Annotated in this window: 23 protein-coding genes; 8 read left to right on the plus strand and 15 right to left on the minus strand. The window is 69.6% G+C overall.

Annotation, left to right across the window (positions count from 1 at the left end; all coding sequences use genetic code 11):
- Positions 1-154 precede the first annotated feature (154 nt).
- The 12 genes from ftsA to ABDZ66_RS15400 form a co-directional block, all read right to left on the minus strand.
- The gene (gene ftsA / locus ABDZ66_RS15345) at positions 155-1495 is read right to left on the minus strand and encodes a cell division protein FtsA (RefSeq protein WP_343760742.1); all 1341 of its coding nucleotides are present in this window, start codon (positions 1493-1495) and stop codon (positions 155-157) included.
- On the minus strand, positions 1492-2415 hold the full coding sequence (locus ABDZ66_RS15350; RefSeq protein ID WP_343760744.1) for a cell division protein FtsQ/DivIB: 924 nt from the start codon (positions 2413-2415) through the stop codon (positions 1492-1494). The genes ftsA and ABDZ66_RS15350 overlap by 4 nt, the downstream gene beginning before the upstream one ends.
- The gene (locus ABDZ66_RS15355) at positions 2412-3338 is read right to left on the minus strand and encodes a UDP-N-acetylmuramate dehydrogenase (RefSeq protein ID WP_343760746.1); all 927 of its coding nucleotides are present in this window, start codon (positions 3336-3338) and stop codon (positions 2412-2414) included. Before ABDZ66_RS15355 ends, ABDZ66_RS15350 begins: the two co-directional genes overlap by 4 nt.
- Positions 3335-4684: a UDP-N-acetylmuramate--L-alanine ligase gene (murC, locus tag ABDZ66_RS15360; RefSeq protein ID WP_343761066.1), complete on the minus strand. Its 1350-nt coding sequence runs from the start codon at positions 4682-4684 to the stop codon at positions 3335-3337. Before murC ends, ABDZ66_RS15355 begins: the two co-directional genes overlap by 4 nt.
- A gap of 138 nt (positions 4685-4822) precedes the next feature.
- Complete coding sequence (gene murG, locus ABDZ66_RS15365; protein ID WP_343760749.1) at positions 4823-5965, minus strand: undecaprenyldiphospho-muramoylpentapeptide beta-N-acetylglucosaminyltransferase; 1143 nt, start codon at positions 5963-5965, stop codon at positions 4823-4825.
- Between the two features lie 118 nt (positions 5966-6083).
- Complete coding sequence (locus tag ABDZ66_RS15370) at positions 6084-6842, minus strand: AIM24 family protein (RefSeq protein WP_343760751.1); 759 nt, start codon at positions 6840-6842, stop codon at positions 6084-6086.
- A 171-nt stretch (positions 6843-7013) separates the two neighbouring features.
- On the minus strand, positions 7014-8177 hold the full coding sequence (locus ABDZ66_RS15375; protein WP_343760753.1) for a pyridoxal phosphate-dependent aminotransferase: 1164 nt from the start codon (positions 8175-8177) through the stop codon (positions 7014-7016).
- Positions 8178-8528: 351 nt separating this feature from the next.
- Positions 8529-9113, minus strand: a complete 585-nt coding sequence (locus ABDZ66_RS15380; RefSeq protein WP_078304194.1) for a response regulator transcription factor — start codon at positions 9111-9113, stop codon at positions 8529-8531.
- Complete coding sequence (locus tag ABDZ66_RS15385) at positions 9110-10174, minus strand: sensor histidine kinase (protein ID WP_343760757.1); 1065 nt, start codon at positions 10172-10174, stop codon at positions 9110-9112. Before ABDZ66_RS15385 ends, ABDZ66_RS15380 begins: the two co-directional genes overlap by 4 nt.
- Before the next feature lie 215 nt (positions 10175-10389).
- Entirely contained in the window at positions 10390-10857 is a 468-nt protein-coding gene (locus tag ABDZ66_RS15390) for a YbjN domain-containing protein (protein WP_343760759.1), read from the minus strand.
- Between the two features lie 98 nt (positions 10858-10955).
- On the minus strand, positions 10956-11513 hold the full coding sequence (locus ABDZ66_RS15395; protein ID WP_343760761.1) for a septal ring lytic transglycosylase RlpA family protein: 558 nt from the start codon (positions 11511-11513) through the stop codon (positions 10956-10958).
- On the minus strand, positions 11510-12559 hold the full coding sequence (locus ABDZ66_RS15400; protein WP_343760763.1) for a M24 family metallopeptidase: 1050 nt from the start codon (positions 12557-12559) through the stop codon (positions 11510-11512). Before ABDZ66_RS15400 ends, ABDZ66_RS15395 begins: the two co-directional genes overlap by 4 nt.
- 202 nt (positions 12560-12761) lie before the next feature.
- On the opposite strand from ABDZ66_RS15400, the gene sucC reads away from it, so the two are divergent.
- From sucC to ABDZ66_RS15415, 3 genes are all read left to right on the plus strand, one after another.
- The gene (gene sucC, locus ABDZ66_RS15405; protein ID WP_343760765.1) at positions 12762-13922 is read left to right on the plus strand and encodes an ADP-forming succinate--CoA ligase subunit beta; all 1161 of its coding nucleotides are present in this window, start codon (positions 12762-12764) and stop codon (positions 13920-13922) included.
- Complete coding sequence (sucD, locus tag ABDZ66_RS15410) at positions 13922-14827, plus strand: succinate--CoA ligase subunit alpha (RefSeq protein WP_343760767.1); 906 nt, start codon at positions 13922-13924, stop codon at positions 14825-14827. The genes sucC and sucD overlap by 1 nt, the downstream gene beginning before the upstream one ends.
- A 242-nt stretch (positions 14828-15069) precedes the next feature.
- Positions 15070-15639 carry a hypothetical protein gene (locus ABDZ66_RS15415; RefSeq protein WP_343760769.1) on the plus strand — a complete coding sequence of 190 codons (570 nt, stop codon included), beginning with the start codon at positions 15070-15072 and terminating at the stop codon, positions 15637-15639.
- 274 nt (positions 15640-15913) lie between these two features.
- Here ABDZ66_RS15415 and bshA read toward each other — a convergent pair whose 3' ends face one another.
- Positions 15914-17044 (minus strand): N-acetyl-alpha-D-glucosaminyl L-malate synthase BshA, encoded by a 1131-nt coding sequence (gene bshA, locus ABDZ66_RS15420; RefSeq protein WP_343760772.1) that lies wholly within the window; start codon positions 17042-17044, stop codon positions 15914-15916.
- 214 nt (positions 17045-17258) lie between these two features.
- On the opposite strand from bshA, the gene ABDZ66_RS15425 reads away from it, so the two are divergent.
- Positions 17259-18104 carry a DegV family protein gene (locus tag ABDZ66_RS15425; protein WP_343760774.1) on the plus strand — a complete coding sequence of 282 codons (846 nt, stop codon included), beginning with the start codon at positions 17259-17261 and terminating at the stop codon, positions 18102-18104.
- Between the two features lie 156 nt (positions 18105-18260).
- Here ABDZ66_RS15425 and ileS read toward each other — a convergent pair whose 3' ends face one another.
- Positions 18261-21446 carry an isoleucine--tRNA ligase gene (ileS, locus tag ABDZ66_RS15430; RefSeq protein WP_343760776.1) on the minus strand — a complete coding sequence of 1062 codons (3186 nt, stop codon included), beginning with the start codon at positions 21444-21446 and terminating at the stop codon, positions 18261-18263.
- A 163-nt stretch (positions 21447-21609) separates the two neighbouring features.
- On the minus strand, positions 21610-21954 hold the full coding sequence (locus ABDZ66_RS15435) for a DHCW motif cupin fold protein (protein ID WP_343760778.1): 345 nt from the start codon (positions 21952-21954) through the stop codon (positions 21610-21612).
- 618 nt (positions 21955-22572) lie between these two features.
- Here ABDZ66_RS15435 and rho point away from each other — a divergent pair.
- The 4 genes from rho (at position 22573) to pdxS (ending at position 26596) form a co-directional block, all read left to right on the plus strand.
- Complete coding sequence (gene rho, locus ABDZ66_RS15440; RefSeq protein ID WP_343760780.1) at positions 22573-23850, plus strand: transcription termination factor Rho; 1278 nt, start codon at positions 22573-22575, stop codon at positions 23848-23850.
- Positions 23851-23881: 31 nt separating this feature from the next.
- Positions 23882-25228 (plus strand): peptidoglycan DD-metalloendopeptidase family protein, encoded by a 1347-nt coding sequence (locus tag ABDZ66_RS15445; protein WP_343760782.1) that lies wholly within the window; start codon positions 23882-23884, stop codon positions 25226-25228.
- Positions 25225-25626: a response regulator gene (locus ABDZ66_RS15450; protein WP_343760784.1), complete on the plus strand. Its 402-nt coding sequence runs from the start codon at positions 25225-25227 to the stop codon at positions 25624-25626. Before ABDZ66_RS15445 ends, ABDZ66_RS15450 begins: the two co-directional genes overlap by 4 nt.
- A gap of 79 nt (positions 25627-25705) precedes the next feature.
- Positions 25706-26596, plus strand: coding sequence for a pyridoxal 5'-phosphate synthase lyase subunit PdxS (gene pdxS, locus ABDZ66_RS15455; RefSeq protein ID WP_343760786.1), 891 nt, complete (start codon positions 25706-25708; stop codon positions 26594-26596).
- Positions 26597-26599: the final 3 nt, after the last annotated feature.

Consider the following 26599-nt stretch of genomic DNA (forward strand, 5'->3'; position numbering starts at 1 on the left):
GCGGGGCCGACCGTTCTACTGCGGTGTAGTTTAGCGCACGATATCAGGGACGCGCTCAGGCACGTGCCGGGACCGTGCGCGGTGGGTGCGGTAACCGGGCGGGGGAGGGCAGAAGCGTTCCGCTTCCCGTTCCCTCCCCCGCCCGGCGCGTCTGTTACATCCAGTCCTTGAACCACCCGCGGATCCGCTCGGCCAGATTCTGCGTCGGTTTCGCCTCGGGTTTCGGGGCGGGCGGGGCGACCGGGGTGGGGGCCGGCAGGTCCGCCGGACCGGGGACCGACTGGGGGGCCGGGGGCACGCTGCCGCGCGGCTCCTCGCCGCGGTGCGTGTAGATGGACGCCGGGACCTTGCCGTCCTCGCCGATGCCGTACAGCACCAGGCCCACGCCGGCCGCAAAGCCGGGCGCGGCGACGATGTCGGTCAGGCCGCCGATGCCGCGCGGCCGGCCCACCCGCACCGGCAGGCGGAAGCGGTCGCGGGCAAGTTCCGGCGTGCCGCGCAGCAGGGCTGCGCCGCCGGTCAGGATCACGCCCTGCGCGACGAGTTCCACCGGGCCGAGCGTCTGGTCGATCTCGTCGCGGATCATGCCGAAGATCTCGGACATGCGCGGCTTGATGATGCGGGACAGTTCGAAGGCGGTGATGGCGTGGGTGCTGCCGGACGACGTGGTGATCTCCAGCGTCAGGTCCTGGTCCGCGAGTTCCGGCAGGGCCGCGCCGTAGCGGCGCTTGACGTTCTCGGCCTCCTCCATAGGGATCTTAAGGATCTGCGCGAGGTCGGCCGTGACGTGCTCGCCACCGATGGGAATGCAGGCGGAGTGGGCGAGGTTGCCGCGTTTGAAGACGGCCACGTCGGTGGTGCCGCCGCCCATGTCCACCACGATCACCGTCTGGCTCTGCTCGGCGGCCTCCAGGGTGGCGAGGCCGCTGGCGAGGGCGTGCAGCGCGAAGCCCTCGACGTGCAGTCCGGCCTCCTGAACGCAGCGGCGCAGGTTCAGCAGCGGACCGGCGGTCCCGGCGACGATGTGCACGTCGACTTCCAGGCGGACGCCGTGCATGCCGACCGGGTTCTTGATGCCCTCCTGGCCGTCCACGACGTACTCCTGCGGGAGGGTGTGAATGATCTCGAGGTTCGGGTCGAGCGGCACGGCGCGGGCGTTCTCGATGGCGCGGTCCACGTCGGTCTGCCCGATCTCCTGGTTGCGGCGGATGGCGGCGAGGCCGTGGCTGGTGATGGCCTTGGCGTGGTTGCCGGCCACGCTGACGAACACGCTCTCGACTTTCACGCCGCTCACGCGCTCGGCGGTCTGGATGGACTGACGGATGGCCTGAGTGGCCCGCTCGAGGTTCACGACGCTGCCGCGTTTCATGCCCTCGCTGTTCACGGTGCCCTCGCCGATGATGTCGACGGTGCCGCCCTCGGCGACCTCGCCGATCACGGTCGTGATTTTCGTGGTGCCGATGTCCAGGCCCACAATGATGGTGTTGTCTTTCATTCCTGGACGCTCACCCCCCAGGGGTAGATGGAAATGTCGCTATTCGGATACATGCTGATGCTCCCAGCATACTTCAGTAAGGCCTGCAGGTCGCCACTCCAGACCGACCCGGAAGGCAATTTCACGCTCAGGCCGGTCGGCGTGAACACGACCGACTGCACATTGTAGCGGGACAGCGCGCCCAGCACGCGCAACACCTCCGGCAGCCGGTCCGGACCCCACCCGCTCACCAGCGGCAGGGACGCGCCCGTCGCCGCGCCGGGCAGCACCGTCCCGTCCGCCGCCACCGCCACCACCGACCCGTCGGGCCGCGCCAGGCGCACGCGCGGCACCCGCTCGGTCACCTCGACCCGCACGGTGTCCGGGAACACCCGCACCACGCGGGCCGACGCCACCCACGGACTGTCCAGCAGCCCACGCGCCCGCCACGCACCGTAGTACAGCCACCCGAATCCCTCACGCAGCCCCGCGAGCTCCTGCACCCGCGCCGCCGAAAGCCGCGCGTTGCCCTCAATCTGCACCGTCCGGACCGGCAGCGCGAACCACGCGCCCACCCCGGCCCCGGCAACCAGCGCCGCCGCCAGCAGCGGCCGCCAGCCCCGCCACGCCCGGACCCGCCCCCGCCGCGCCGGACCCTCCGGCGTGACCTGATCGCCCGGGTCCGCGACGGCTGCGGCCGGAGACTGCACGGTCAGCGGGTCGCTCCGGACCGCGCCGTCCACGCTGTCCGGCTCCGAGCGGGGCGCGGCGGGACGGCGACGGGGAAGTCGCAGACTCCGGCGGGTGCGCGGCGCGTCCCCGGCCGGCGGCGCGTCCTGACCCGGCGGATCGAAGGTCAGGTTGACCGGCGGGGTCTGCGGCGGAGCGTCCGGCGTGACCCGCCGGTTGCGGCGGCCCGCACCTCCTGAACCGTCCGTCACAGCGCCGGGCCGTCCTGGGGAGCGGCGGACCGGTCCGGCTCGGGCAGCTGCTCGGGCCACAGTTCGTACTCCAGTTCCATCGGCACCGGCACCCGCTCGCGGATCACGTTCAGCAGCGCGTGCACGTCGGCGGCCGTCGCGCCGCCCAGGTTCACGATGAAGTTCGCGTGCTCCGGCGCGATCAGCGCGTTCCCGACGCGCGTGCCCTTCAGGCCCGCCTCGTCGATCAGCCGCCCGGCGCTCACGCCGCCCGGATTCTTGAACGCGCAGCCCGGCGTCTTCATCTTCGGCTGGCCCTTGCGGGCCGTGTCCGCGAAGTCCATCTTCTCCAGCACCGCTTCCGGCGTGCTGCGCCGCAGCCGCAGCCGCACGCGCGACACCACGTGGTTGCGCGGAATGCCGCTGTTCCGGTAGCCCCACTGGAGGTCGGCGGGCGTGACCTGCCGCGTCTCCTGCGGCGTCACGATCTCGATGGTGTGCAGGCCGTCGAACATCTCGCCGTAGCGCGTGCCGGCGTTCATCCATACCGCGCCGCCCACCTGCGCGGGAATCCCGACCGTGCCCTCCAGGCCGCTCAGGCCCAGCTTCTGAAGCTGCCGGATCAGGCCGGGCAGCGGTACGCCGCCCCCCACCCAGCCGGTCACGATCTCGTCAGTGGTACTCAGGTGCGGGTCCGGTTCCAGGTCCCGCTCGGCCAGCGGGCCGCTCAGGCGGATCACGCGTTCCGGCACGCCCTCATCGGCAATCACGAGGTTGCTGCCGCCGCCCAGAATCCGGTACGGCTGTTCCATCGCCTCGGCCAGTTGCGCGTGGTCCGACACGAACCACACCTCAGATTCGCCGCCCACGCCCAGCGTCGTGAAGCGTGCCAGCGGCAGCCGCTCCACCCGCGCACCCGTGCGGCTGAGCTGCGCGGCGCTCACGCCGTTCCCCCGGCCAGTTCCCGCGAGAGTTTCCAGACGTCCCCGGCGCCCATCGTCACGATGATGTCGCCCGGCGTGGCCGAGGCCCGCAGGACCCGCAGGATCTCCGCGCGGTCCGGGAGGTACGTGACGCCCGCGTGCCCGTTTTCCGTCATGCGCTCCGAGATCAGGGTCGCGTGAATGCCCTCGATGGGTGCCTCGCTGGCCGCCGCGATGTCCATCAGCAGCACCTCGTCGGCGTCCATCAGCGCGTCCGCCAGCCGGGGCCAGGACTGCTGCGTGCGCAGGAAGCGGTGCGGCTGGAACACGATCCGCACGCGCCGCCCGGTCTGCCGGGCCGCCTGCACGGCCGCTGCGACCTTCGTGGCGTTGTGCGCGTAATCGTCCACGATCAGCGCGCCGTTCAGTTCCCCGATCCGCTGCCAGCGCCGCCCCGGCCCCCGGAACGCTCCCAGTGCCAGGGCCGCCCGCGCGAACTCCCCGCCGTGCAGGTGCGTGACCGCCAGCGCCGCCAGGGCGTTCAGCACGTTGTGCGTGCCGGGCAGGCCCACGCGCGCCTCGCCCAGCTCCTCGCCCCGGAACGACACCGTGAACGACGTGCCGTCCTCGTCCGGGCGCAGGTTCACGGCGCGGTAATCGGCGCCCTCGGCCTGCCCGTAACTCAGGCGTTCGGGGGCGCCCGTCACCAGTTCCTCCAGGCCCGGCCAGTCGGCGCACAGCAGCACCCGTCCGGATTGCGCCACGAAGCGCGCGAAGCCCGCGTGCTGCTCCTCGACCGTCTCCCAGTACGTGGCCTGATTGCCGCCCACGTGGTCGTCCTCGGCGTTCGTGAACACGGCCGTCCCGCAGCCCAGTTCCGCGAAGGCCCGGTCGGACTCGTCCACCTCGGCCACGAACGGCCCGGCACCCACGCGGGCGTTGCTGCCGAACTCCGGCACGATCCCGCCCACGAACGCGGACGGGTCCAGCCCCGCGCCCTGCATCGCCACGGCGATCATGCTGGTGGTGGTGGTCTTGCCGTGCGTGCCGATCACGCCCACGCTGGGGCCGGCGCGCAGCAGTTCACCGAGCAGCGCCATGCGCGGGCGGACCTCCACCCCCGCCGCCCGCGCCGCGGCCAGTTCCGGATGCGATTTGGGAACCGCTTCCGAAGCGACCAGCACGTCCACCGCACCGAAAGGAGCGTCCTGAACGTGCGCGGCGGCGTGCCCGGTCGCCACGGGAATCCCCTCGGCCTGAAGCTGCGCGGTCAGGTCGGTCACGGACTCGTCGCAGCCGCTCACGCGGTGCCCGGCCGCCGCCAGCAGCCGCGCGAAGGCGCTCATGCCGATCCCGCCCACCCCCATCAGGTGATAGTGCAGGGGACCGGACTGATGAATGGACCTCGTGCCGCTCGACACGGCCGAAGAAACGGATTGGGACGCCCCGGACTCGCCGGGCGTGATGGGTGGGGGGGAAAAGTCAGTCATGTCTGTGGAGGCCCACTAACGCAGGTGCCGCTCGATCAGGTCCGCGAAACGCCCCGCCGCGCCCACCTGGGAACGCCCGAGCGCCGCCTCCCGCATCGAGGCGCGCGGACCCGCTGCCGCACACTCTAACACCACCTGCCCCAGCCTTCCGGACACGTCCTTCTGCTCCACCACGCGTCCCGCGCCCGCCTGCTGCACCGCTACCGCGTTGTGATACTGGTGGTTCTCCGCCGACTCGGGCAGCGGCACCATGATCAGCGGCACGCCGTGAAAGGCCGCCTCCGCCAGGGTGCTCGTCCCGGCCCGCGTGATCGCCAGGTCCGCCACCGACCACGCCGCGACCGCGTCCACGAAGCCCACCGCCTCGTACCACTCGAGGTCCTTCACGCTGCGCGCCACGTCCGCCAGCCAGCGCGGCCCGGTCGAGTGCAGCACCTGCACGCCCCCTTCCGCCCGCACACCCGTGAAATCCAGGTTCACGCTCAGGCCACCCGCGCCCACCTGCGGGGCCAGCAGTCCCTCCCCGCCGAACAGGTGACGCAGCGTGTCCGGCACGGCGTTGTTCAGGAACAGTGACCCCTGCGACCCGCCCATCACGAAGATCGTCAGCGGGCCGTCCTGCAAGCCCAGCCGCTCCAGCGCCTCGGCACGCGGCATCCGCGTCTCACGGACCGGCATGCCCACCAGCGACGCCCGCCTCGGGTCCAGGCCGATCACCCGCTCGTATGCCGTGCCGACCGCCCGCGCGCCCCGCACCGCCAGCCGCTGCGTCAGGCCCAGCCGCGCATTCTGCTCGTGCAGCACCGTCGGCAGGCCCAGGCTCTGCGCGGCCAGCACGCCCGGCAGGCTCGCGAAGCCCCCGTACCCGACGACCGCGCCGGGCCGGGTGCGCGCCAGGAACGACCGTGCCTGCGCCACGCCCTGCCCGGCCCGCAGCAACTCGCGCGGGTCCGGGCGTCCCTGCCCGCTGCGCGCCAGTTTCCCGGCGTCCACCCCGTGAAACGCGAGGCCCTGCTCGGCCGCCACGCGCTCCTCCATGCCGCCCCGCTGCCCCAGCAGCAGCGTCTCGTGCCCCCGCGCCATCAACTCACGCGCCGTCGCCACCGCCGGGTAGATATGCCCACCCGTGCCCCCTGTCGCCATCACAACCAGACTCATTGCGGGCGAGTGTAGCCCGTGAGGGACATGGAATGCAGGCAGTGGGATGTGGGAAGGGCAACAGCATGGGGCGGGAGCCGCCGCCCCCGCCCGGAATACGTTCCGGCCACCCGCCCACTCAGTCGAACAGGTCGCCCAGGCTCTTGCCGACGCCGCCGCTGTCGCCGCCCCCGCCGTGCTCGAATTCCTCGTAGGGCTGCACGACCACGAACCCGTCGCCCTGGAAGACCATCTGGTACGTCTCGCCGCCGCCCCGGCCGATCATGGAGCGCAGGCTGGCGTCCATCCGCAGCTGCGGTTGCAGGTTCCCACTCCAGGCGATGGTGGCGTTCGGGTCCGTGAAGACCGGTTCGTTCGGCGTGACCCGCAGCGTCAGCGGCTTGCCGTGGCTCAGGATCGCGACCAGCCCGTGTCCCTGCACCTTCACGCTGAACAGCCCCCCGGCCGCCATGCCCGCAATGCGGCGCTGCATGGTGATGTCGTACTGCACGCTGTCCTCGAAGGCCAGCAGGTCGTTGCCGTTCACGTTCAGGCTGTCGCCCGCCAGCCGCAGGATCTGCACCTCCTTGCCCTGGTCGGCCAGGTACGCCACGCCGCGCCCCTCGATCTTCGCCAGGGGGCTCATCTCCTGCGACACGGCGCGTTTCAGGGCCTTCATCAGGCCGCCTTCCAGGGTGCCCTCGCGTTTGAAGGTCAGGTTGCCCTTGTAGGCGACCATGGCGCCCAGCTTGCTCCAGATGCGGCCGTTCACCTTCACTTCCAGCATCTTGCTGCTTTCCAGCTCGAACACGTCGCCGGGATTGTCCCGCTCGGCGGTCTGCGCCAGGAAGTCGCGGAGGCTGTACGTGCCGTCACTGCCGGGATGCATGTTGGTCATACCGTCACAGTACGGCGCGGCGCGCGTGCGGGTTCCCGGATGGCCTCAGCCGGACTCCGATTGAATGGCTTACAGAGCCGTTCAATCCGAGCGGACTCGCAGAGCTGCGCCGCAGAGCGAGCAGGAGCTGGGCGGGTTCCGATCTGGTAACGAAACAAACGGCAGTCCGTATCAGGTCAGCAGCGTGCCGATGCGGCGCAGCACCTCGTGGATGGTGTTCAGGTCGGTCGCGTAACTCAGGCGCACCTGTCCCGGCGCGCCGAAATCCGTGCCCGGCACGACCGCCACCCGCGCGTCGTCCAGAATGCGGCGCGCGGCCTCCAGTTCGTCGGTGTGGATGCGGTCCGTGTTCGCCATCACGTAGAACGCGCCCTGCGGGGTGGGCGTGGGCAGCCCCAGGGCATTCAGGCCGGCGACGATCACGTCGCGCCGCTCGCGGTACGCCCCGCGCGCCATGTCGATGAAACGCGCCGTCGCCTCGTGCCCCTCCAGGGCGGCCAGCGCCGCGTACTGCGAGACGCTGCTGGCGTTGCTGGTGCTCTGGGACTGCAGGGCGTTCATGGCGGCGATCACGCCCCTGGGCCCGCCCGCGTACCCGATGCGCCACCCGGTCATGGCGTACGCCTTGCTGGCCCCGTTGATCGTCAGCGTGTGCTCCGGCGCGTACAGGCCAATGCTGACCTGCCGGGCGTCGTACACCAGATGCTCGTACATCTCGTCCGTCACGATGATCAGCCCGTGCCGCTGCGCCACGCCCGCCACCGCCTGCAGCACCTCCGGCGTGAACACCGCGCCCGTGGGGTTCCCGGGGCTGTTCAGCACGATCATGCGGGTCCGGGGCGTCACGCGCGCCTCCAGCGCCTGCGGGTCCAGCTGGAAGCCCGATTCCGGCGTGGTCGGCACCGCCACCGGCACCGCGCCCGCCAGCGCCACCATCTCCGGGTAACTCACCCAGTACGGCGCGGGGATCAGCACCTCGTCACCCGGATTCAGCAGGGCCATGAATGCATTGAACAGCGCCTGCTTGCCGCCGCTCGTGACCGTCACGCAGTCCGGCGCGTAGCTCAGGCCGTTCTCGCGCGCAAATTTTGCGCTGATCGCCTCGCGCAGTTCCGGGATGCCGCTGACCGCCGTGTACTTCGTCTTGCCGCTCTCGATGGCGGCCATGGCCGCTGCCTTCACGTGGTCCGGCGTGTCGAAATCCGGTTCGCCCACGCTCATGCTGATCACGTCCACGCCCTGACGCCGCAGTTCCAGTGCGCGGCTCGTCACGGCGACCGTCGAGGACGGCTTCAGGCTCAGGGCACGGTCGGACAGCTGGAAAGGGCCACTCATGCCCCGCAGGGTACAGGCGGCCCGCACGGACAGGCGCGAGAGGTTTATACGGACTCCGATTGAATGGGCTGCAAAGCCCGTTCAATCCGAGCGGATGCGAGTGGGAGAGAAACGGGTTCCGGACGTGGAGCTGGCAATCCGGTGAAGTTCCGGATTGTTGGCGAAACAAACGGAATCCGTATTAGAAGCTGCCGGTGCGGACCAGCAGGGTCACCAGGGTGACCTTCCGTGAAGATGTCTGCAGGAGTCGCGTGCTCTGGTCACTCCAGCAGTGTTCCCGGACGGCCAGCGCCGCACATGAGGCGGCGGGAGCCACGCTGCCGTGACTCCCGCCGCGCCCGGGTGGGCGATTCAGTGCAGCAGGCCGATGGAGCGGGCGCGGCTGACGGCCTCGGTGCGGTCCCCGGCGTCCAGCTTGGCGTACAGGCGTGCCAGGTGGTCCTTGACGGTGTCCGGGCTGACGCCCAGGTTCTTGGCGATCTCCTTGTTGCTGTAGCCCTGCGCCAGCAGAGGCAGCACCTCGGATTCGCGGGGCGTCAGGCGGGGCACGTCCACGTGCGGCAGGCGGTCCACGTCGGGGTTCGCCACGATGTCCCGCAGTTGCCGCGCCAGGCTTTCCGGGTCGGTTTCCTTGCTGACGTACCCGCGCGCCCCGGCGGCCCGGGCGGCCTGCACGATGGCGGGCTCGGCGAAGGTGGTGATCAGCACGCTGACCAGCCGGGGGTTGCTCTGGCGCAGGCGTTCGCAGACCTCGATGCCGGTCATGCCGGGCATCTTGACGTCCAGCAGCGCGGCGTCGGGTTGCAGGGCGCGGCAGGCTTCCAGTGCGGCCAGTCCGTCGCTGGCCTCGGCCACCACGTCGAAGCCCTGGTGAATGAGTGCGTATTTCAGGCCCATGCGGAACAGGGGGTGGTCGTCGGCGATCACGAGTCTCATGGTGTTACCTCCGGGAGTTCGAGGGTGAAGCGGGTCAGGACGGGAGTGGGTGCAGGGGACGCAGGCGCCGGGAGTGGAGGGCCGGGTGGAGCGCGGTCGTAGTGGAGGGTGCCGCCGTGCGCCTCGGCGATGCGCCGCACGATGAACAGGCCCAGTCCGGCGGTCCCGGCGGTGTACTGCTGTCCGGCGATGGTGGTGGGCTGGGCGTTGAAGGGCTGGGCGAGCGTGTCGAGCGGGGCGGGCAGGCCGGGGCCGTCGTCGGTGACCTCGATGCCGCGCGCGGTGACGTTCAGCTGGACGTGGGTGTGGGCGTAACGCAGGGCGTTGACGGTCAGGTTGGTGACGGCGCGGTCCAGGACGGTCGGGTCCACGCTGGCGTGTCCGTACCCCTCGACGCTCAGGGTGGTCCGGGTGGCCTGCGGTGCCAGGCGCGTGGCGACGCCGTCGAGCAGGGCGCGCAGGTTGGTGGGAACGAGTTGCACGGTCACGTCTTCCTGCTCGAAGCGGTGTGCGTCGGCCATCTGCTGAACCAGGGCGAGCAGCCGGGTGGTTTCCGCCTGGATCTGGTCGCCCACGGCGCGGCGTTCCTCCTCGGGGAGCGGCAGGGTGGTCAGGGCGCGGGTGAGATGCCCGGTGGCGATCAGGGGCGTTTTCAGGTCGTGGACGAGCGTGGCCATGAAGGCGTTGCGGCGGCCCTGTTCGGTGCCGAGGCGTGCCAGCAGGCCGCTGAAGGCGCCGCGCAGCGCCAGGATCTCGTTGGGGTCGTCCGGGTGCGGCTGCGTGAAGTCGCCGCGTTCGACCTCGCTCTGCAGGCGGCTGACGGAGCGCAGCAGGGTGCCGCTCAGGACGTAGCCGACCAGGGCGCACAGGGTGCCCACGACCAGCATCCAGGCAAGCAGGGTGCCGGGGGGGACGCTGGGCCGGGCGGTGATGGTGAGGACCACGTTCGGCAGGAAGGCGAGCATGAAGATCACCAGCGTGAACTGCGCGCGCAGCGTGCTGCGTCCCAGTGCCCCGCGCCGGGCGGCGGGGGTGTGGGAGGCGGGCGCGGCGTGGCTCATGGATCTCAGGGTACGCAGCCCCCTCTGACAGAAAACTCACGGCCGGGGGCGGGCTGTCGGGACTGTCAACCCCCCACCCCCGCCGGCTGCCCCCGGGCCGATTCTTCATGCAGAAACGTGGGAACACAGAATTCACGACCGGGGTTTATCGTGAATACTTTCACTTGATTGCCGGATAGAATGGGGGAGCAGGTCACCCCACTCCCCCCCGCGGATCAGGCCTGGGGCTGCTGCAGCTGCGGGCCGCCCTGCGGCACGTAGCCTTCCAGGGTGGCGTAGTCATCCTGGAAGTGCATCAGCACGCCGCCGAACAGCGTGTCGAAGGTCTCCTGGGGCATCTCGGCCAGGGTGGGGTAGAAGCCCACGTACTCCAGCCATACGTTGCCGTCCGCGTCGATGGAACGCGCGAAGGCACGCTCACGGTTACGGTCGTTCAGCATGTTCACGACCTCGTTGCGGCGGTCGTTGTACTGCTTCTGGGTCACGCAGGTGACTTCCAGGCGGCTGGTGTTGTTCGGGCCGTCGTTCACGCTGACCAGCACGGCCGCGTCGCCCATCTCGAAACGCCAGCCCATGCGGATGAACCGCTGACCGTTGTTCTCTTCCATGTCCAGCTGAACTTCCTTCTCCTTGAGGTACTTCGCAAGGGTATCCAGGGTCAGCAGGGCCGTTTCCATCGTCATTGAAACCATCCTCCTCGGTGGGTGAAGCACATCAGTGAAATCTGTCTGTGGTTGAAACCCGGCCGATTCTAACATCCCCGGGGCCCGGCCCGCGCGCTTCAGGGTCGGCTCAGGACGCTCAGGGTGACGGGCGCCACGCCCTCACTCAGAATGCCGAGGGCCGCCGCCGCCTCGTTCGACAGGTCGATCACCCGCGACGCCAGACCGAACGGCCCCCGGTCATTGATCAGCACGTCCACGCTGCGGCCCGTGCGGGCGTGCGTGACCCGCACCCACGTCCCGAACGGCAGGGTCAGGTGCGCGGCCGTCATCGCCGTTCGCGTGTCCCGCCGGCCCCCGTAGTACACCGCCTGCCCCTGCTGGAACACCTCGCCCGGCCCGACCGCGCCCGTCCCGGTGGCCCGGATGGTCGCCACCGGTCTCGCCTGCGCCGCCACGCGGCCGTCCGGCACGCTCAGCACCTCGCCCGGCCGGATCACCGCCCCCTGCCGGCCGTTCAGGTCCAGCAGCGCCTCCACGCTCACGCCGTGCGCCCGCGCGATCTCCCAGAGGGTGTCGCCCGCCTGCACGCGGTAAGAGCCGGCCTGCGCGGACCACGACCCGGCTCCCAGCAACGCGGCGCACACGATCAGCGCCGCCCGGCCCACCGCCCTCACAGGACCTCCCGCTCGCTGGAACTCAGAACCTCGTGCCCGTCGTCCGTCACCAGCACGAGGTCCTCGATGCGCACGCCACCCACGCCCGGCAGGTACGCGCCGGGCTCGACGGTCACGATCATGCCGGGCCGCAGGATGTCCTCGCTGGCCCCGCGCAGGCTGGGACCCTCATGCACCATCAGGCCCACGCCGTGCCCCAGCGAGTGTGCGAACGCCTCGCCCAGCCCGTGCCCGGTCAGGATGCCGCGCGCCAGGGCGTCGAGTTCCGCGCCGCTCACGCCGGGCCGCACGGCCGCCACGGCCGCCTGCTCGGCTTCCAGCACCGCGCGGTACACGCGGCGCATCTCGTCGCTGGGCGTGCCCACCGCGACCGTGCGGGTCATGTCGCTGTTGTACCCGTTCAGGCGCGCCCCCATGTCCACCGTGACCAGCTCGCCGTCCCCGATCACCCGCCCGGACGCGACGCCGTGCGGCATCGCCCCGCGCGGCCCGCTCGCCACGATGATGTCGAAGGCACTCTCGGCCCCGGCGCGGCGCAGCAGCGTCTCGATCTCGACGGCCACGTCCAGTTCCCGCACGCCCGCACGGATCATGGGACGCACCTGCGTGAACACCCGGTCCGCCAGCGCCTGCGCTTCCCGCACGGCCCGCACCTCGTCCGGCGTCTTCACCGTGCGCAGGTCGGCCAGCAGGCCCGCCGTGCTCACCAGGGTCGCGCCGGCCCAGCAGGCGCGCAGCTGCTCCAGGTCCGCCACGCTCAGGCTCTCGGCCTCGAAGCCCACGCGCAGGTCCCGCAGGGCCGGCGCGGCGTGCTCCAGGGTGGCGGGGGGGCGCGCGATGAAGAACGGCAGGCGGGACTCCTCCTGCGCCTGCACCGCGTAGCGCGCGTCGGTGTACAGCGTCTCGCCCTGTGGCGTGATGAGCACCTTGCCGTCCTTGCCTCCGGTGAAGCCGCTCACGTAGCGCACGTTCGCCGCCTCGCTGATCCACAGGGCGTCCACTCCGGCGCGGCGCATCGAGGCCCGCAACTGCTCAAGCTGAGTCATGAACGGAAAGGTAACACGCGCCCCCCCACCCCGTCCTCCCGGGGCGGGGGAGCGCACCCGCCAGGCGGCGCGCCCACCACCCCGGCTGTCCCCGTCCCGGAGACAGGGTGGCCGGGATACGCCACGCTGCGCTTATACTCCTCTATCGGGACAATCGACACGGCCTTTTTCAGGTCTGAAAGCCCCCCAAGGAGGGATCACCGTGAAACTTCACGAGTATCAGGGTAAGGAAATTCTGCGCCAATTCGGCGTCAACGTTCAGGACGGCAAGGTCGCCCGCACCCCCGACGAGGTGCGCCAGATCGCCCGCGAGTACGGTCAGCCCGTCGTCGTCAAGGCCCAGGTTCACGTGGGCGGACGCGGCAAGGCCGGCGGCGTGAAGTTCAGCCCCACCGAAGACAAGGCCTTCGAGAACGGCGAGAAGATCCTCGGCATGGACATCAAGGGCCTGACCGTCAACAAGGTCCTGGTCACCAAGGCCGTCGACATCGACGCCGGCGTCGAGTACTACGTCGGCATGATCGTGGACCGCAACGTGCAGAGCTACACCCTGATGGCCAGCGCCGAGGGTGGCATGGAAATCGAGGAAGTGGCCGCCGCCACCCCCGAGAAGATCATCAAGCACCGCGTCGATCCCGTCGCGGGCCTGCGCCCCTACGAGGCCCGTGAAGTCGCCATCAAGGCCGGCTTCAAGGGCAACCTGAACAAGATCGCCGACATGATGGTCAAGATGAGCAAGGCCGCGCTGGAGCGCGACGCCGTCCTCGTCGAGATCAACCCGCTGTTCGTCGGTCCCGACGGCATCCCGCTCGCGCTCGACACCAAGTTCGAGATCGACGACAACGCCATGTACCGTCACCAGGACCTCGCCGACTGGCGTGAACTGGAAGCCGAGCACCCCCTCGAGATCGAGGCCAGCAAGTACGGCTTCGCCTACGTGAAACTCGACGACGGCAACGTCGGCGTGCTGGGCAACGGCGCCGGGATCGTCATGACCAGCCTCGACGTGGTCAACCGCGCCGGCGCCAAACCCGCCAACTTCCTCGACATCGGCGGCGGCGCCAAGGCCGAGGTCGTGTACAACGCGGTCAAACTGGTCAGCAAGGACACCGACGTCAAGGCCATCTTCATCAACATCTTCGGCGGCATCACCCGCGCCGACGAGGTCGCCAAGGGCGTCATCCAGGCCCTCAAGGACGGCATCCTGACCAAGCCCGTGCGCATGCGCATTGCCGGCACGGCCGAGGATGAGGCCAAGGCGCTGCTCGCCGAGGTGGGCAGCCCCCTGATCCAGATGTACCCCACCATGTTCGAGGCCGCCGACGAGGCCGCCAAGGACGCCAACGCCGCGGAGGGCAAGTAATGGGCATTCTCGTTGACAACAACAGCCGCGTCATCGTGCAGGGCATGACCGGCCGCGAAGGCGCGAGCCACAGCCGCGCCATGAAGGAATTCGGCACGCAGGTCGTCGCGGGCGTCACGCCCGGCAAGGGCGGCACCGACTTCGAAGGCTGGCCCGTGTACAACAGCGTCGCCGAGGCGAAAGCCGCGCACGACGCGAACGTCAGCATCATCTTCGTGCCCCCGGCCGGCGCCGCGGACGCCGTGCTGGAAGCCGCGCACGCCGGCATGCCCCTGATCGTCCTGATCACCGAGGGCGTGCCCACCGTCGACATGATGAAGGCCGTGCAGGAAGTCAAGGCGCTCGACGCGGTCAGCCGCGCCGAGGGCGGCCAGGGCATCCGACTGATCGGTGGCAACTGCCCCGGTCTGGTCACCAACGGTCAGGCGAAGGTCGGCATCATGCCGAACAAGATCTACACCAACCCCGGCCGCATCGGCCTGATCAGCCGCTCCGGCACCCTGACCTACGAGGCCGCCAAGCTGCTGAACGACGCGGGCATGGGCACCAGCACCACCGTCGGCATCGGCGGCGACCCCGTGATCGGCACGACCTTCGCGGACGTGCTGCCCCTGTTCGAGGCTGACCCCGACACCGACGCCATCGTCGTGATCGGCGAGATCGGCGGCGCGGACGAGGAAGCCGCCGCCGAGTACATCGCCAAGCACATGAAGAAGCCCGTCGTGGCCTTCATCAGCGGCCGCTCGGCTCCCAAGGGCAAGCGCATGGGTCACGCCGGCGCGATCATCATGGGCGACGTGGGCACCCCGGAAAGCAAGCTGGCGGCCTTCGCCGCCGCGAACGTCCCGGTCGCCGACACCATGCCCGAGATCATCGAGCTGGTCAAGAAGGCCCTGAACAAGTAATCCGGCTGCGGGTGAGGCGGGCAGGCGAGCCGCGGCTTCCGGACGTGTTGACCCCCCGGCGTTCCGGCGGAGTGTGAACGCACCAGACGGAATCCGTCGCAGCCCCCCCCTCTCACAGTCAGCGGCCCGGCTTCACCTTCGTGGTGGGTCGGGCCGCTGACTGTGCCGGCGGATGTGCCGAGCATGAACGTCCACCTGACCTGCGGTCACACCGGCGTCAGCCTCGCGGGTAGACTGGGGGCATGAATCCCCGATCCTTCCTGACCACGATCGCCCTGCTGTCCGCCGGACAGTCGCTGGGCCTGACCATCCGGGGCAGCGTGGAGGGTGGCGGCGGCGCGGAGCTGCGTGTGGCCGGCTTCGTGGTGTCGCCGTTCGGGCAGGCGGTGGAGGAGATCAGCAGCGTGCCGGTCGAGGGCGGACGGTTCGTGCTCGAACTGCCGTTGACCCCCCCGACCGCGCGGGCGCAGGTGGACCTGACGCCGCAGAATGTCACGTGGCCGGGCGTGATCGATCCGGTGAAGGTCTCCGGGGCCGCGCGGGTGGCGGAGATGAAGTTCTTCGTGTACCGCGACGCCAACGGCAACGGTCGCCGCGACGATGCCGAGCCGCTGCGGGACGTCATGCCGAACGTGGACCGCGCCACGCTGTTCGTGGCCTGGGTGAACACCGACGTGACCGTCAAGGCCAGCAAGGGGTACGAGGCGACCCTGAAGCGGGGCTGGAACGCCCTGATCGTGGATGTGGGGCGCGCGGTGCGGGTGCAGCCCTTCGCCGACACGACCGTCGTCACGGTCCACCTGTCCCGCTGACCGCCGGGCCGGTGCGGCGCCTCCGCCTGGACCGGGTGGAGGCGCCCGCCCGACCCGGTTCCGGTTTGTGGACCCCGTCCGGGCCTGTGCGGGCAAACGGACCGAATCTGAAGACAATAAAACTGTCACGATCTGGCAAAATCGTGAAACTATTCACTTGGCTTGACTGATCGTCGTGGCCTCCAACCAGCTGGAAGCGGAAAGACCTGCCTATCACCCCCTCGGCGCACAGCCCCGGAGTGGTTCGCTCCGGGCCCGGCCCACCTTCAGGTCGTCAAGTCGTCAAGCCGAGCGCCGTGCGTTCGTAGGCGCGGATGTACTGCGGCACGATCCGGCTGGGATGAAACCGCCCCACCGCCGCCGCCCGGCCCGCCGCGCCCATCTGCAGGTACAGGTCCCGGTTGCGCAGGATCCGCAGCGCCGCGTCCGCCATGGTGTCCACGTCCCCCACGTCCGCCATGAACCCCGTCACGCCCTCCTCGACGACCTCGGGAATGCCCCCCGCGTTCGACGAAACCACCGGCACCTCGCAGCTCATGGCTTCCAGCGCGGCCAGGCCGAAACTCTCCTGCCGGCTGGGCAGCAGGAACAGGTCGCTGATGCCCAGGACCGTCTCCACGTCCGGGAACGATCCCAGGAAGTGCGTGCGGCCGATCACGCCGAGCTGCTGCGCCAGTTCCACGGCGCGCGGCCGCTCCGGACCGTCCCCGATCATCAGCAGCCGCGCCGGGATCTCACTGGCCACCCGCGCGAACACCTGCACCACATCCTCCGGGCGTTTCACCGGCCGGAAGTTACTCACGTGCACCAGCAGCGCCTCGTCCGGATGCGCGAACCGCGCCCGCACCGCCGGATCCGTCACCCGCACGAAGCGGTCACTGTCCACGAAATTGTGAATCACCTCGATCTCGCGCTCCACGCCGAACACCTCCCGCGTGTGCTGCGCCAGATACCGGGACACGGCCGTCACGTGGTCACTCTTCTCGATGGCGTGCCGGGTCGTGTGCCGGAAGGCGGGTTCCAGCCCCACCAGCGTGACGTCCGTGCCGTGCAACGTGGTCATCACCCGCGTCCGGCCCGTGATGGCCCGCGCGTGAATGGCCGCCGTGGCGTGCGGAATGGCGTAGTGCGCGTGCGACAGTTCCACTCCCTGCTCCAGGATCACCTCGGTCAGGGTGTTCGCGGCCGCCAGCTCCGGGTACGGCTGATCGAACAGCGCGTACGCGTAGGCGCTCACCTGATGAAAGTACGGGCCGCGCATGCCGCCGTGCCCACCCAGCCGGAACGGCTGCGCCGAGCCCACGAAATGCACCTCGTGCCCCGCGCGGGCCACCTGCAGGCCCAGTTCGGTCGCCACCACACCCGACCCGCCCGCGCTGGCGTGACACAGCACCGCGACCTTCATGCCCGCCTCCCGCGAATTCCACTGCTGTCATCCTGGTTCATGACTGCGGAGTATAGAGGCCCGGCGTCGGGGAAAAAGTCGCTCCCGGTGCCATTCGGCACCCTGCCCGGCAACCTTGCGTAACCCTGACAATTCCATGTATGAAGGGAGACTTCCCCCGTCAAGCCGAAAAAATCACAGAGACGCCTTCGCGAAACGCTTAGAACACGCTCATATGATTGCCGTTGTCACCGACTCAACCTGCGACCTGCACCCCGACAGTGCCCGGCAACTCGGCATTCACGTCGTTCCGCTCCAGGTACAGCTGCGTGAACGCACCCTGCTCGACTGGCAGGAAATCGACCCGGACGCCGTCTACGACCACATGCGTGCCGGCGGCAGCGTCACCACCAGCCCCATCTCTGCCGAGACGTTCGCCGCCCGCTACCGCGAACTGCTGGCCACCCACGACCAGATCCTGAGCGTGCACCTGTCCGGTAAGCTCTCCGAGACCTTCCGCAACGCCCAGCGCGCCGCCGAGAGCACGGGCGAGGGCCGCCGCATTCTCGTCGTGGACAGCGAACTCGCCAGCGGCCCGCTGGCCGAGGCGGTCATGGCCGCCCGCGACGCCGTCTGGGCTGGCGCGGACCTCCAGGCGGCCGCGCAGGCTCTCCACGCGGCCCGCGCCCGGATGCACTCGGAACTCAGCGTCGCGTCACTCGACTACCTGCGCCGCAGCGGCCGCATCAGCCGCGCCCAGGCCTTCCTGGGCAGCGTTCTGAGCGTGCGCCCCGTCCTGAACTTCGAGAACGGAGAACTCAAGGCCGTGCGGCGCGTCCGGGTCGATCAGGCCGCCAGCGACATGCTCGCCAACCTCCGCACCCGTTTCGGCACGATGCCCCTGAGCGTCACGATCATGCACGCCGGCCGCGACGCCGCCCGCATCAACGCCCTGCGCGAGGCCATGAACGCCAGCGGCCTGAACGTCCAGAAAGGCCGCGTGCAACTCATGGGACCCGTCATCGGCGCGCACGTCGGACCGGGCACCTACGGATTCACGGCCATACCCCTGGAGAACTGACCCGGACGGCCGCCTGTACCGTTGACAGATCGGACCTTCACCGGGTTGCCAACGCCACGCCCGGAACCCGCTTTGCTCTTCCCACTGCGCAGCGGCGCTCCGGGTCGCATCCGCTCCGGTTGGAAGGTTCTGCAGACCTTCCAACCCGAGTCCGGATCAGTTGTGACTGGTGGTCGCCAGGCGTTCCAGGTACGCCTTCCCGCCTTCCACGTCCGCCTCGAAGCCGCCGGCCGCGCCGAAGACCAGCGTCTCGGCGAGCGTCTCGCTCATCAGGTATTCCTGCCACGCCTCGGCGGCCTCGCGGGCGTCGCCCTGCAGGTCGAGGTGGAGGGCGATGCGGTCCTGCACCTCGAAGCCGGCCTTCTTGCGGGCGTCCTGCACGCCGCGCACGAGGTCGCGGGCGAGACCCTCGAGTTCCAGTTCGCGGGTGAGGGTGGTGTCGAACGCGACGAGGTACCCGGCTTCCTCCTGCGCGGCGAAGCCTTCGGGGGACTGGGCGTCCACGAGGACCTCGTCCGGCCCGAGTTCGAAGCGTTCACCGGTCGGTGCCACGACCTCGAACTGCTTGCCGTCGCGCACCGCGCGGGCGACCTCGCTGGCGTCGGCGGCGGCCAGCGCGGCGCGCACCTGCGGGACGGCCTTCCCGAACTTCTTGCCCAGCACCGGGAGGTTGGGGCGCAGCACGTAGCTGACGAGTTCCGCGTACTGGTCGATCAGTTCGACCTCCTTGACGTTCAGTTCCTCCTTGAGCTGCTCGGCGAAGCGGCCCAGCGCCTGGGTCTGGTCGGCGGTGCGGGCGCGGACCATGACCTTCGGGAGCGGCTGACGCTGACGCATGCCGGTCTGTCCGCGGACGGCGCGGCCCAGGCTGACGACGCGCAGCACGGCGTCCATCTCGCCCACCAGGGTCGGCGCGGCCAGCGCCTCGTCCACCTTCGGCCAGGGGGTGAGGTGCACGCTGTCGGGCGCGTCCGGGACCAGCGAGCGCACGAGGTTCCCGTACAGCGTCTCGGCGAGGAACGGCGTGAACGGCGCGGTGAGCTGCGTGACGGTCACGAGCGCGTAGTGCAGCGTGGCGTACGCGTCATTGTCCGCGCCGTCGTCCCCGGCCCAGAAGCGGCGGCGGTTGCGGCGCACGTACCAGTTGCTCAGGTCCTCGGTCACGAAGTCCTGCAGGGCGCGGCTGGCCCCGGTCGGGTCGTAGTTCTCCAGGGCGGTCGTGACCGTGGCGATCAGGGCCTGCACCTTGGCGAGCAGCCAGCGGTCCACCTCGGGGCGCTCCCCCGCGGGCGCGGCGGCCTTCAGGTCCGGCTGGTCGAGGTTCGCGTACAGCACGAAGAACGAGTAGGTGTTCCACAGCGTCAGGAAGTAGCTGCGGAACGCCTCGCCGACGAGGTTCATGCCGAAGCGGCGGCTCAGTTCGGGCGGCGCGCTGACGTACATGTACCAGCGGGCGGCGTCCGCGCCGTACTGCTCGAACACGTCCCAGGGGTTCACGACGTTCCCCTTGCTCTTGCTCATCTTCGCGCCCTTCTCGTCCAGGATGTGCCCGGAGCAGATGACGCTCTTGTACGCCACGGAGTCGAACACCATCGTGCCGATCTGGTGCAGGCTGTTGAACCAGCCGCGCGTCTGGTCGATGGCCTCCGCGATGAAGTCGGCCGGGAAGCCCCCGTTCTCGAACTTCTCCCTGTTCTCGAAGGGATAGTGGTGCTGCGCGAACGGCATGGAACCGCTGTCGTACCAGACGTCCATCACGTACGGCACGCGCCGGAAGGTCTTCCCGCCGTCCTCGAAGGTGATGTCGTCCACAAAGGGCCGGTGCGGGTCGAAGTCCGGGCCCGTCAGTTCGGGGCGGCCGCTCAGTTCGGCCAGTTCGGCGTAGCTGCCGATCACGCGGTACTCGCCGTCCTCGGCCTCCCACACGGGCAGCGGCGTGCCCCAGTAGCGGCTGCGGGACAGGTTCCAGTCGATCAGGTTCTCCAGCCACCCGCCGTAGCGGCCGTTCTTGATGTGCGGCGGGTGCCAGTCGATCGTCTGGTTCAGTTCGATCAGGCGCTCCTTGAGGCGGGTGTTGTTCAGGTACCAGCTCTCGGTGGCGTAGTACATCAGCGGGGTGCCGCAGCGCCAGCAGTGCGGGTAGGCGTGCAGGAAGTTCTTTTCCTTCCACATCAGGCCGCGTGCGCGCAGGTCACGGACGATCTCGGTGTTCGCGTCGCGGAAGAACACGCCCTGCCACGGCCCGAAGCGGTGCTTGCCCTCGCCGTCCACGCCCACGATCACCGGGAAGCCGTAGTTGCGGGCCAGACGCATGTCGTCCTCACCGAACGCGGGCGCGGTGTGCACGATGCCGGTGCCGTCACTGTCGGACACGTAGGTGTCCAGACCTGACATCCACACGGGCTTGCCCTCACCCTCGGCCTCGTAGGCTTCCGTGAAGAGGGGCTGGTACGCCACGCGTTCCAGTTCGCTGCCCTTGAAGGTCCTGACGACCTCGGCGTCCTCGCCCAGCACCTCGGTCTTCAGGCTGGCGGCCAGGATCAGCACGTTGCCGTCCCTGTCGCGCGCGGCCACGTACTCGAAGTCCGGGTGGATGGCGACGCCCACGTTGTACGGCAGCGTCCAGGGCGTGGTCGTCCACACCAGGAACGCCGCGCCGTCCTCCAGGCCCAGGCTGGCCGGGTCGGTCAGGCGGAACGGCACATACACGCTGGGATCCTGGATGTCCTTGTAGCCCTCGCTGACCTCGGCGTTGCTCAGGGTCGTGCCGTCCTTCGGGCAGTACGGCGCGACGCGGAAGCCCTTGTACAGCAGGCCCTTCTCACTGAGGTTCTTGACGCTCCACCAGATGCTCTCGATGTAGTCCTTGTGCAGCGTCATGTACGCGTCGTCCAGGTCCACCCAGTAGCCCATGCGCTCGGTGAATTTGCGCCACTCGGCCTCGTACTCGAACACGCTGGCGCGGCACTCGGCGTTGAACTTGTCGATGCCGTACGCCTCGACCTCACGTTTACTGTTCAGGCCGAGTTTCTTCTCGACGCCCAGCTCGACCGGCAGGCCGTGCGTGTCCCAGCCGGCCTTGCGCGGCACGTGGAAGCCCTGCATGGTCCGGAAGCGCGGGAAGAGGTCCTTGAACGAGCGGGCCTGGACGTGGTGCACGCCGGGCTGCCCGTTCGCGGTGGGCGGGCCCTCGAAGAACGTGAACACGGGGCCGCCCCGCGTCTGCTCCAGCGAGCGTTCGAACACGCGTTCGCGCTTCCAGAAGTCGAGGATGCCCTGCTCCAGCGCGGGGAAGTTCGGGTTGCCCTGCACGGGCGTGAAGAGGGTCTGCTTGTCGGTCATGGGATCTCCAGTTGGGATGGGGTGGGGGCTGTGGGTCGGGCGTGGGAGGCGGGGGTCACCCGCATCCGAATCGGCCGTCCGGGCCGGGCGGGGCAGGGGAGCAGAGGGCGGAACAGTCGGGTGCGGGGCATGGTCACGTCCGGGGTGCGGGTCGGGATGGGGGCTAGTCGACGATGAACAGCGTGGCCCCCACGGCGGTACTCGACCGGTGCGCTTCGGCGTGGTCGGCCACCTGGTACGACTCGCCGGGCCGCAGGGTGAAGGTGCGCCCGTCGACCAGTTCGGTGTCCAGCTGCCCGGCCAGCACGAGCAGGACGTGGCCCTTCTCGCACCAGTGGTCGGCCAGATACCCGGGGGAGTATTCGACCATCCGCACGCGCACGGGTCCACCCGGCCCGGTGCCGAACTGCTGCGTGCGCCACACGGCCACGCCGCGCTCGCCGGGGTGTTCGGTGGCGGGCACGTCGGCCCAGGTGGTCACCCCGAAGGGAATGTCGCTCAGGTGCATGGTTCGGGCCTCCGGGAGACAGGAAACGGCGGAATGGAAGAAGGGGGCGGCGGGTCTCAGCGGTCACGCCCCCGTGCGGGGGACGGTGCTGGGACGCGCCGCCCCCCTGTGGGGAGCTGGTGCGTGGTACCACCCAACTTCACCGGACGCAGGGTCCGGCCTTCGTTGCGGCCCTCTGACGGGGGGCGTCCGGACGGGTCTAGTCGGCCTGTGGGCCTTTCTTCCGTCAGCGCGGGAGGTGATGTTCGGCCGGCGCGGCCCGCGTCAGGCTCTCACCGTCCCTGACTCGCTCGTGCGTTCCGCTGCTGCCCGCGTACTGTCCTCTCGTTCGCTGCGTGGTTGTCTCACCCCAGTGTGGGGCTGCGCTCATGGTAGAGCGGCAGGCTACGTCGGTCAACGTGGGCAGAGCGCGTGGACGCCGGCGGGGTATGCTGAGACCCGCTCCGTTCCATTCCGTCCTCTCAAAGCGATCTGCGCGTCACCTCCGTGAGCCTGCAGGTGTTTACAATGACTGCCAGGGAGAACCTTAATGAAACTCTGTATCCATACCCTCATCACCCGGCCCGGCGGCACGCGACCCTGCGTGGCGTTCCTGGCCGCCGGGCGTGAGGTCCGCGCGTGACGGACCCCACCCTGCACAGCCTGCCGTTCCATGAACTGCAGCAGAAGATCCTGCCCGAACTGCACCTGATCGCGGCCGGGTACGGCATCGAGAACTACCGCAAACTGAAGAAAGACGCCCTGGCGCTCGCCATCATGGAGCACCAGGCGGACGCCGAGGGGCAGCTGCTGGCGCGCGGATTCCTGGAGATCAGCGCCGACGGGTACGGCTTCTTGCAGGCCGACCTGCTCGACCCGAACAGCCGCACGGTGCTGATCACCGCCGGCCTGATCAAGCAGTTCCACCTGCGGACCGGTGACGAGATCATCGGCCGGGCCCGCAAACCCCGCGAGAACGAACGCTTCGGGTCGCTCGTGCAGGTGGAGGCCGTGAACGGACTCGATCCGGAAACGGCGCGCCGCCGCCCGCGCTTCGACGACCTGACCCCCACCTTCCCGGACGCGCAACTGGTCCTGGAAGACCCCACCATGGACGACGGCCTGAGCCTGCGCGTCGTGGACCTGCTCGTTCCCATCGGGCGGGGTCAGCGCGCCCTGATCGTCGCGCCGCCCAAGGCCGGGAAGACCAGCCTGCTGAAGAAGATCGCGAACTCCATCGTGAAGAACTACCCGGACGTGACCGTCATGGTCCTGCTCGTCGACGAGCGCCCGGAGGAGGTCACGGACTTCCGCGAGAGCGTGCAGGGCGCGCAGGTCATCGCCAGTACCTTCGACGAGCCGCCCCAGCATCACGTGCGCGTCGCGGAGTTCGTGCACGAACGCGCCCGCCGCATCGTGGAGGAAGGCGGTCATGTGGTGATCCTGCTGGACTCGATCACCCGACTCGCCCGCGCGAACAACCTCGTGACCCCACCCACCGGCCGCACGCTCTCGGGCGGTCTGGACAGCAACGCGCTGCACTGGCCCAAACGCTTCCTGGGTGCGGCCCGCAACATCCGCGAGGGCGGCAGCCTGACCATCCTGGCCACCGCGCTCGTCGAGACCGGCAGCCGCATGGACGACGTGATCTTCGAGGAATTCAAGGGCACCGGCAACGCGGAACTCGTGCTGTCGCGCCGCCTCGAGGAGCGCCGCATCTTCCCGGCGCTGGACATCCTGAAGTCCGGCACGCGCCGCGAGGAACTGCTGCTGCAACCCGAGGTGCTGCGCAAGATGTGGCTGCTGCGCAAGGTGATCAGCGATATGGACCCGGCCGACGCCATGGAAATGCTGCTGTCGCGCATGGGTAAAACCCGGAACAACGTCGAATTCCTTCAGGGGCTCGCTGGCGGTTGACGTTGTCTATTCTCGTTTCTGGAGTTCACACTTGTCCTTTCCCTTTCCCCGCGGCCTGACCTTCCGGGCTGCCGTCACTGCCGCGCTGCTGCTGGCCGCTCAGGCCGGCGCGCAGCAGGCCACTCCCCTCGAACAGCTCACCGCGCCGCTGCAACCCAACCTGCAGGCCCCGGCGGACCTGGTGCTCGACCGCGTGCCGGGCCGCGTGCTGGAGGTCGTCACGGACGGCCGCACCTCGCCGGGTGACGTGGCCCGCCGTTACGGCGTCACGCCGGGCGCCGTGCGCGTCCTGGAACGACGGGACGGACTGCGGCTGCTGCAGCTGTCCCTGCCGGCCCGCGAGGCCGCCGCGCGGCCCCAGCGGCCCGCGTCGGTCCGCACGTACGTCGTGCGTGCCGGTGACACCATGGGGCGCGTCGCGCGCCGGTTCGGGCTGACGCTGGTGGACCTGCTGAGCGTGAACCTGGACCGCACCAGCCTCGACGACCTGCCGGTGGGGTCCACCCTGAACGTGCCCACGGGCCAGCCGGGGCTGCTGGTGCGCATCAAGCCCGGTCAGTCGGCGCTGTCGCTGATCGCCGGGTACGGCGCGGACCTCGTGGAGACCGCCCGCGCCAATGACGTGCTGCCCACGCAGCTGCAGGTCGGTGACGAGCTGCTGCTGCCGGGCATCCGCGCCGAGAGCTTCGTGGAGGTCCTCGCGCAGCGGCGGGAGGCCGAGCGGCAGGCGCGTCTGGCGCAGCAGCGGCAGCTGAAGTACGAGCGGTTCCTGGCCTGGAAGAAACAGAAGGAACGGGAGCGGCTGGAGGCGAAGTACGAGGCGCAGGCCCGCTACGAGAAGTTCCTGGCCTGGAAGAACAGCCCGGAACGCCGCGCGCAGGTCGAGGCCTACGAGCGGCAGGCGCAGTTCGAGGCGGCGCAGGCGGCTGCCCGGGCGCGTCAGACGGCGTCCGCGCAGCGGACCTCCATCCGGGCGGCCAGCGCCTCGGATGGCGGGCGTTCCGGGCTGGCGTGGCCGATGCGCAGCTACCGCCTGACCAGCCGCTTCGCAGAGCGTGATATCGCGTTCCACCAGCAGGTGTTCCACGGTGGGATCGACCTGGCCGCCCCGTACGGCACGCCGATCTACTCGGCGTCGGCGGGAACGGTCACGCAGAGCGGGTACGGTGCGTTCGGCCTGAACGTCTGGACGACCGGTGGGAACTCCACCCTGATCTACGGGCACATGAGCCGCGCGGCGGTGTCGGTCGGTCAGCGGGTCGAGCAGGGCCAGCTGCTGGGGTACGTGGGCTGCACCGGCGTGTGTACCGGCCCGCACCTGCACTTCGAGGTCCGGATCGGCGGCGAGCCGGTCGATCCGCTGGGGCTGCTGCCGTGACCTATCCCGGGGCGCGCCTGAACCTGCTGGTGGTGGACGACGAGGAGCAGATCCTTGAGCTGCTTGACCTGACGCTGAGCATGCAGGGGTTTCAGGTGTTCCCGGCCGCCAACGGGCCGGCTGCCCTCGCGCAGCTGGCCCGTCATCCGGTGGACGTGATCGTCATGGACGTCCTGATGGCCCCCTGGGACGGGTTTGACACGGTGCGGCGCATGTACGATGTGCGCGGGGCGACCCTGCCGCCCGTGGTGTTCCTTTCCGGGCTGGCGCGTCCGGCGGTCATGCCGGAACTGGGCGACGGGGTGGTCAGCGAGTACGTCGTCAAGCCGTTCCGGCCGTCGCAGCTGGTCGAGGTGATCGAGCGGGTGCACCTGCGGGCGCAGGGCGGGAGCGGCTGACCCGGCCTGCCGGTCTGACCCCATCAACTTCACGAATCTGACCCTTTAACTGGGGTCAGATTTCTTCTATGGTGCGGCCATGAGTGAAGTCACGACCGGAACCCCCGCCCTGAAGCAGGGCTTCGCCGAAATGTTCAAGGGCGGCGTCATCATGGACGTCGTCACCGCCGAGCAGGCGCGCATCGCCGAAGCGGCCGGCGCGACCGCCGTGATGGCCCTCGAGCGCGTACCCGCCGACATCCGCAAGGACGGCGGCGTGGCCCGCATGAGCGACCCCAAGATGATCAAGGAGATCATCGGCGCCGTCAGCATCCCGGTGATGGCCAAGGTCCGCATCGGCCACATCGTGGAGGCGCAGATCCTGCAGGCGCTCGGCGTGGACTTCATCGACGAGTCCGAGGTCCTGACCCCCGCCGACGATCAGTACCACATCCTGAAAACTGACTTCAAGGTCCCGTTCGTGTGCGGCGCCAAGAACCTCGGCGAGGCGCTGCGCCGCGTCGGTGAGGGTGCCAGCATGATCCGCACCAAGGGCGAGGCCGGCACCGGCAACGTCATCGAGGCCGTCCGTCACGCCCGCACCGTCCTGGGTGAGATCCGCGCCATCCAGGCCCGCCCGGCCGAGGAACTCATGACCGTCGCCCGCGACCTCCAGGCGCCGTACGAACTGGTGCGCTACGTGCACGAGCACGGCAAGCTGCCGGTCGTGAACTTCGCTGCGGGTGGCGTCGCCACGCCCGCCGACGCCGCTCTGATGATGCACCTCGGCCTCGACGGCGTGTTCGTCGGCAGCGGGATCTTCAAGAGTGACAACCCGGAGCGCCGCGCTCGCGCCATCGTGAAGGCCGTCACCCACTACCAGAACCCGGAGGTGCTGGCCGAGATCAGCGAGGACCTGGGCGCGCCCATGACCGGCATCAACATCGACGACCTGATTCCGGCCGAGCGTCTCGCCAGCCGGGGCTGGTAAGCC

The organism is Deinococcus depolymerans (assembly GCF_039522025.1).
Taxonomy (GTDB): Bacteria; Deinococcota; Deinococci; order Deinococcales; family Deinococcaceae; genus Deinococcus; species Deinococcus depolymerans.

Coding starts and splice junctions, on each gene's coding strand:
- ABDZ66_RS15400 (WP_343760763.1), bottom strand. CDS start 12,559: ATGACTCAGCTTGAGCAGTTGCGGGCCTCGATGCGCCGCGCCGGAGTG.
- ABDZ66_RS15380 (WP_078304194.1), bottom strand. CDS start 9,113: ATGAGACTCGTGATCGCCGACGACCACCCCCTGTTCCGCATGGGCCTG.
- murG (WP_343760749.1), bottom strand. CDS start 5,965: ATGAGTCTGGTTGTGATGGCGACAGGGGGCACGGGTGGGCATATCTAC.
- ABDZ66_RS15390 (WP_343760759.1), bottom strand. CDS start 10,857: ATGACGATGGAAACGGCCCTGCTGACCCTGGATACCCTTGCGAAGTAC.
- sucD (WP_343760767.1), top strand. CDS start 13,922: ATGGGCATTCTCGTTGACAACAACAGCCGCGTCATCGTGCAGGGCATG.
- ABDZ66_RS15435 (WP_343760778.1), bottom strand. CDS start 21,954: ATGCACCTGAGCGACATTCCCTTCGGGGTGACCACCTGGGCCGACGTG.
- ABDZ66_RS15415 (WP_343760769.1), top strand. CDS start 15,070: ATGAATCCCCGATCCTTCCTGACCACGATCGCCCTGCTGTCCGCCGGA.
- bshA (WP_343760772.1), bottom strand. CDS start 17,044: ATGAAGGTCGCGGTGCTGTGTCACGCCAGCGCGGGCGGGTCGGGTGTG.
- ileS (WP_343760776.1), bottom strand. CDS start 21,446: ATGACCGACAAGCAGACCCTCTTCACGCCCGTGCAGGGCAACCCGAAC.
- ABDZ66_RS15375 (WP_343760753.1), bottom strand. CDS start 8,177: ATGAGTGGCCCTTTCCAGCTGTCCGACCGTGCCCTGAGCCTGAAGCCG.
- ABDZ66_RS15385 (WP_343760757.1), bottom strand. CDS start 10,174: ATGAGCCACGCCGCGCCCGCCTCCCACACCCCCGCCGCCCGGCGCGGG.
- ftsA (WP_343760742.1), bottom strand. CDS start 1,495: ATGAAAGACAACACCATCATTGTGGGCCTGGACATCGGCACCACGAAA.
- ABDZ66_RS15370 (WP_343760751.1), bottom strand. CDS start 6,842: ATGACCAACATGCATCCCGGCAGTGACGGCACGTACAGCCTCCGCGAC.
- pdxS (WP_343760786.1), top strand. CDS start 25,706: ATGAGTGAAGTCACGACCGGAACCCCCGCCCTGAAGCAGGGCTTCGCC.
- ABDZ66_RS15425 (WP_343760774.1), top strand. CDS start 17,259: ATGATTGCCGTTGTCACCGACTCAACCTGCGACCTGCACCCCGACAGT.
- murC (WP_343761066.1), bottom strand. CDS start 4,684: ATGGGGGTGGGCGGGATCGGCATGAGCGCCTTCGCGCGGCTGCTGGCG.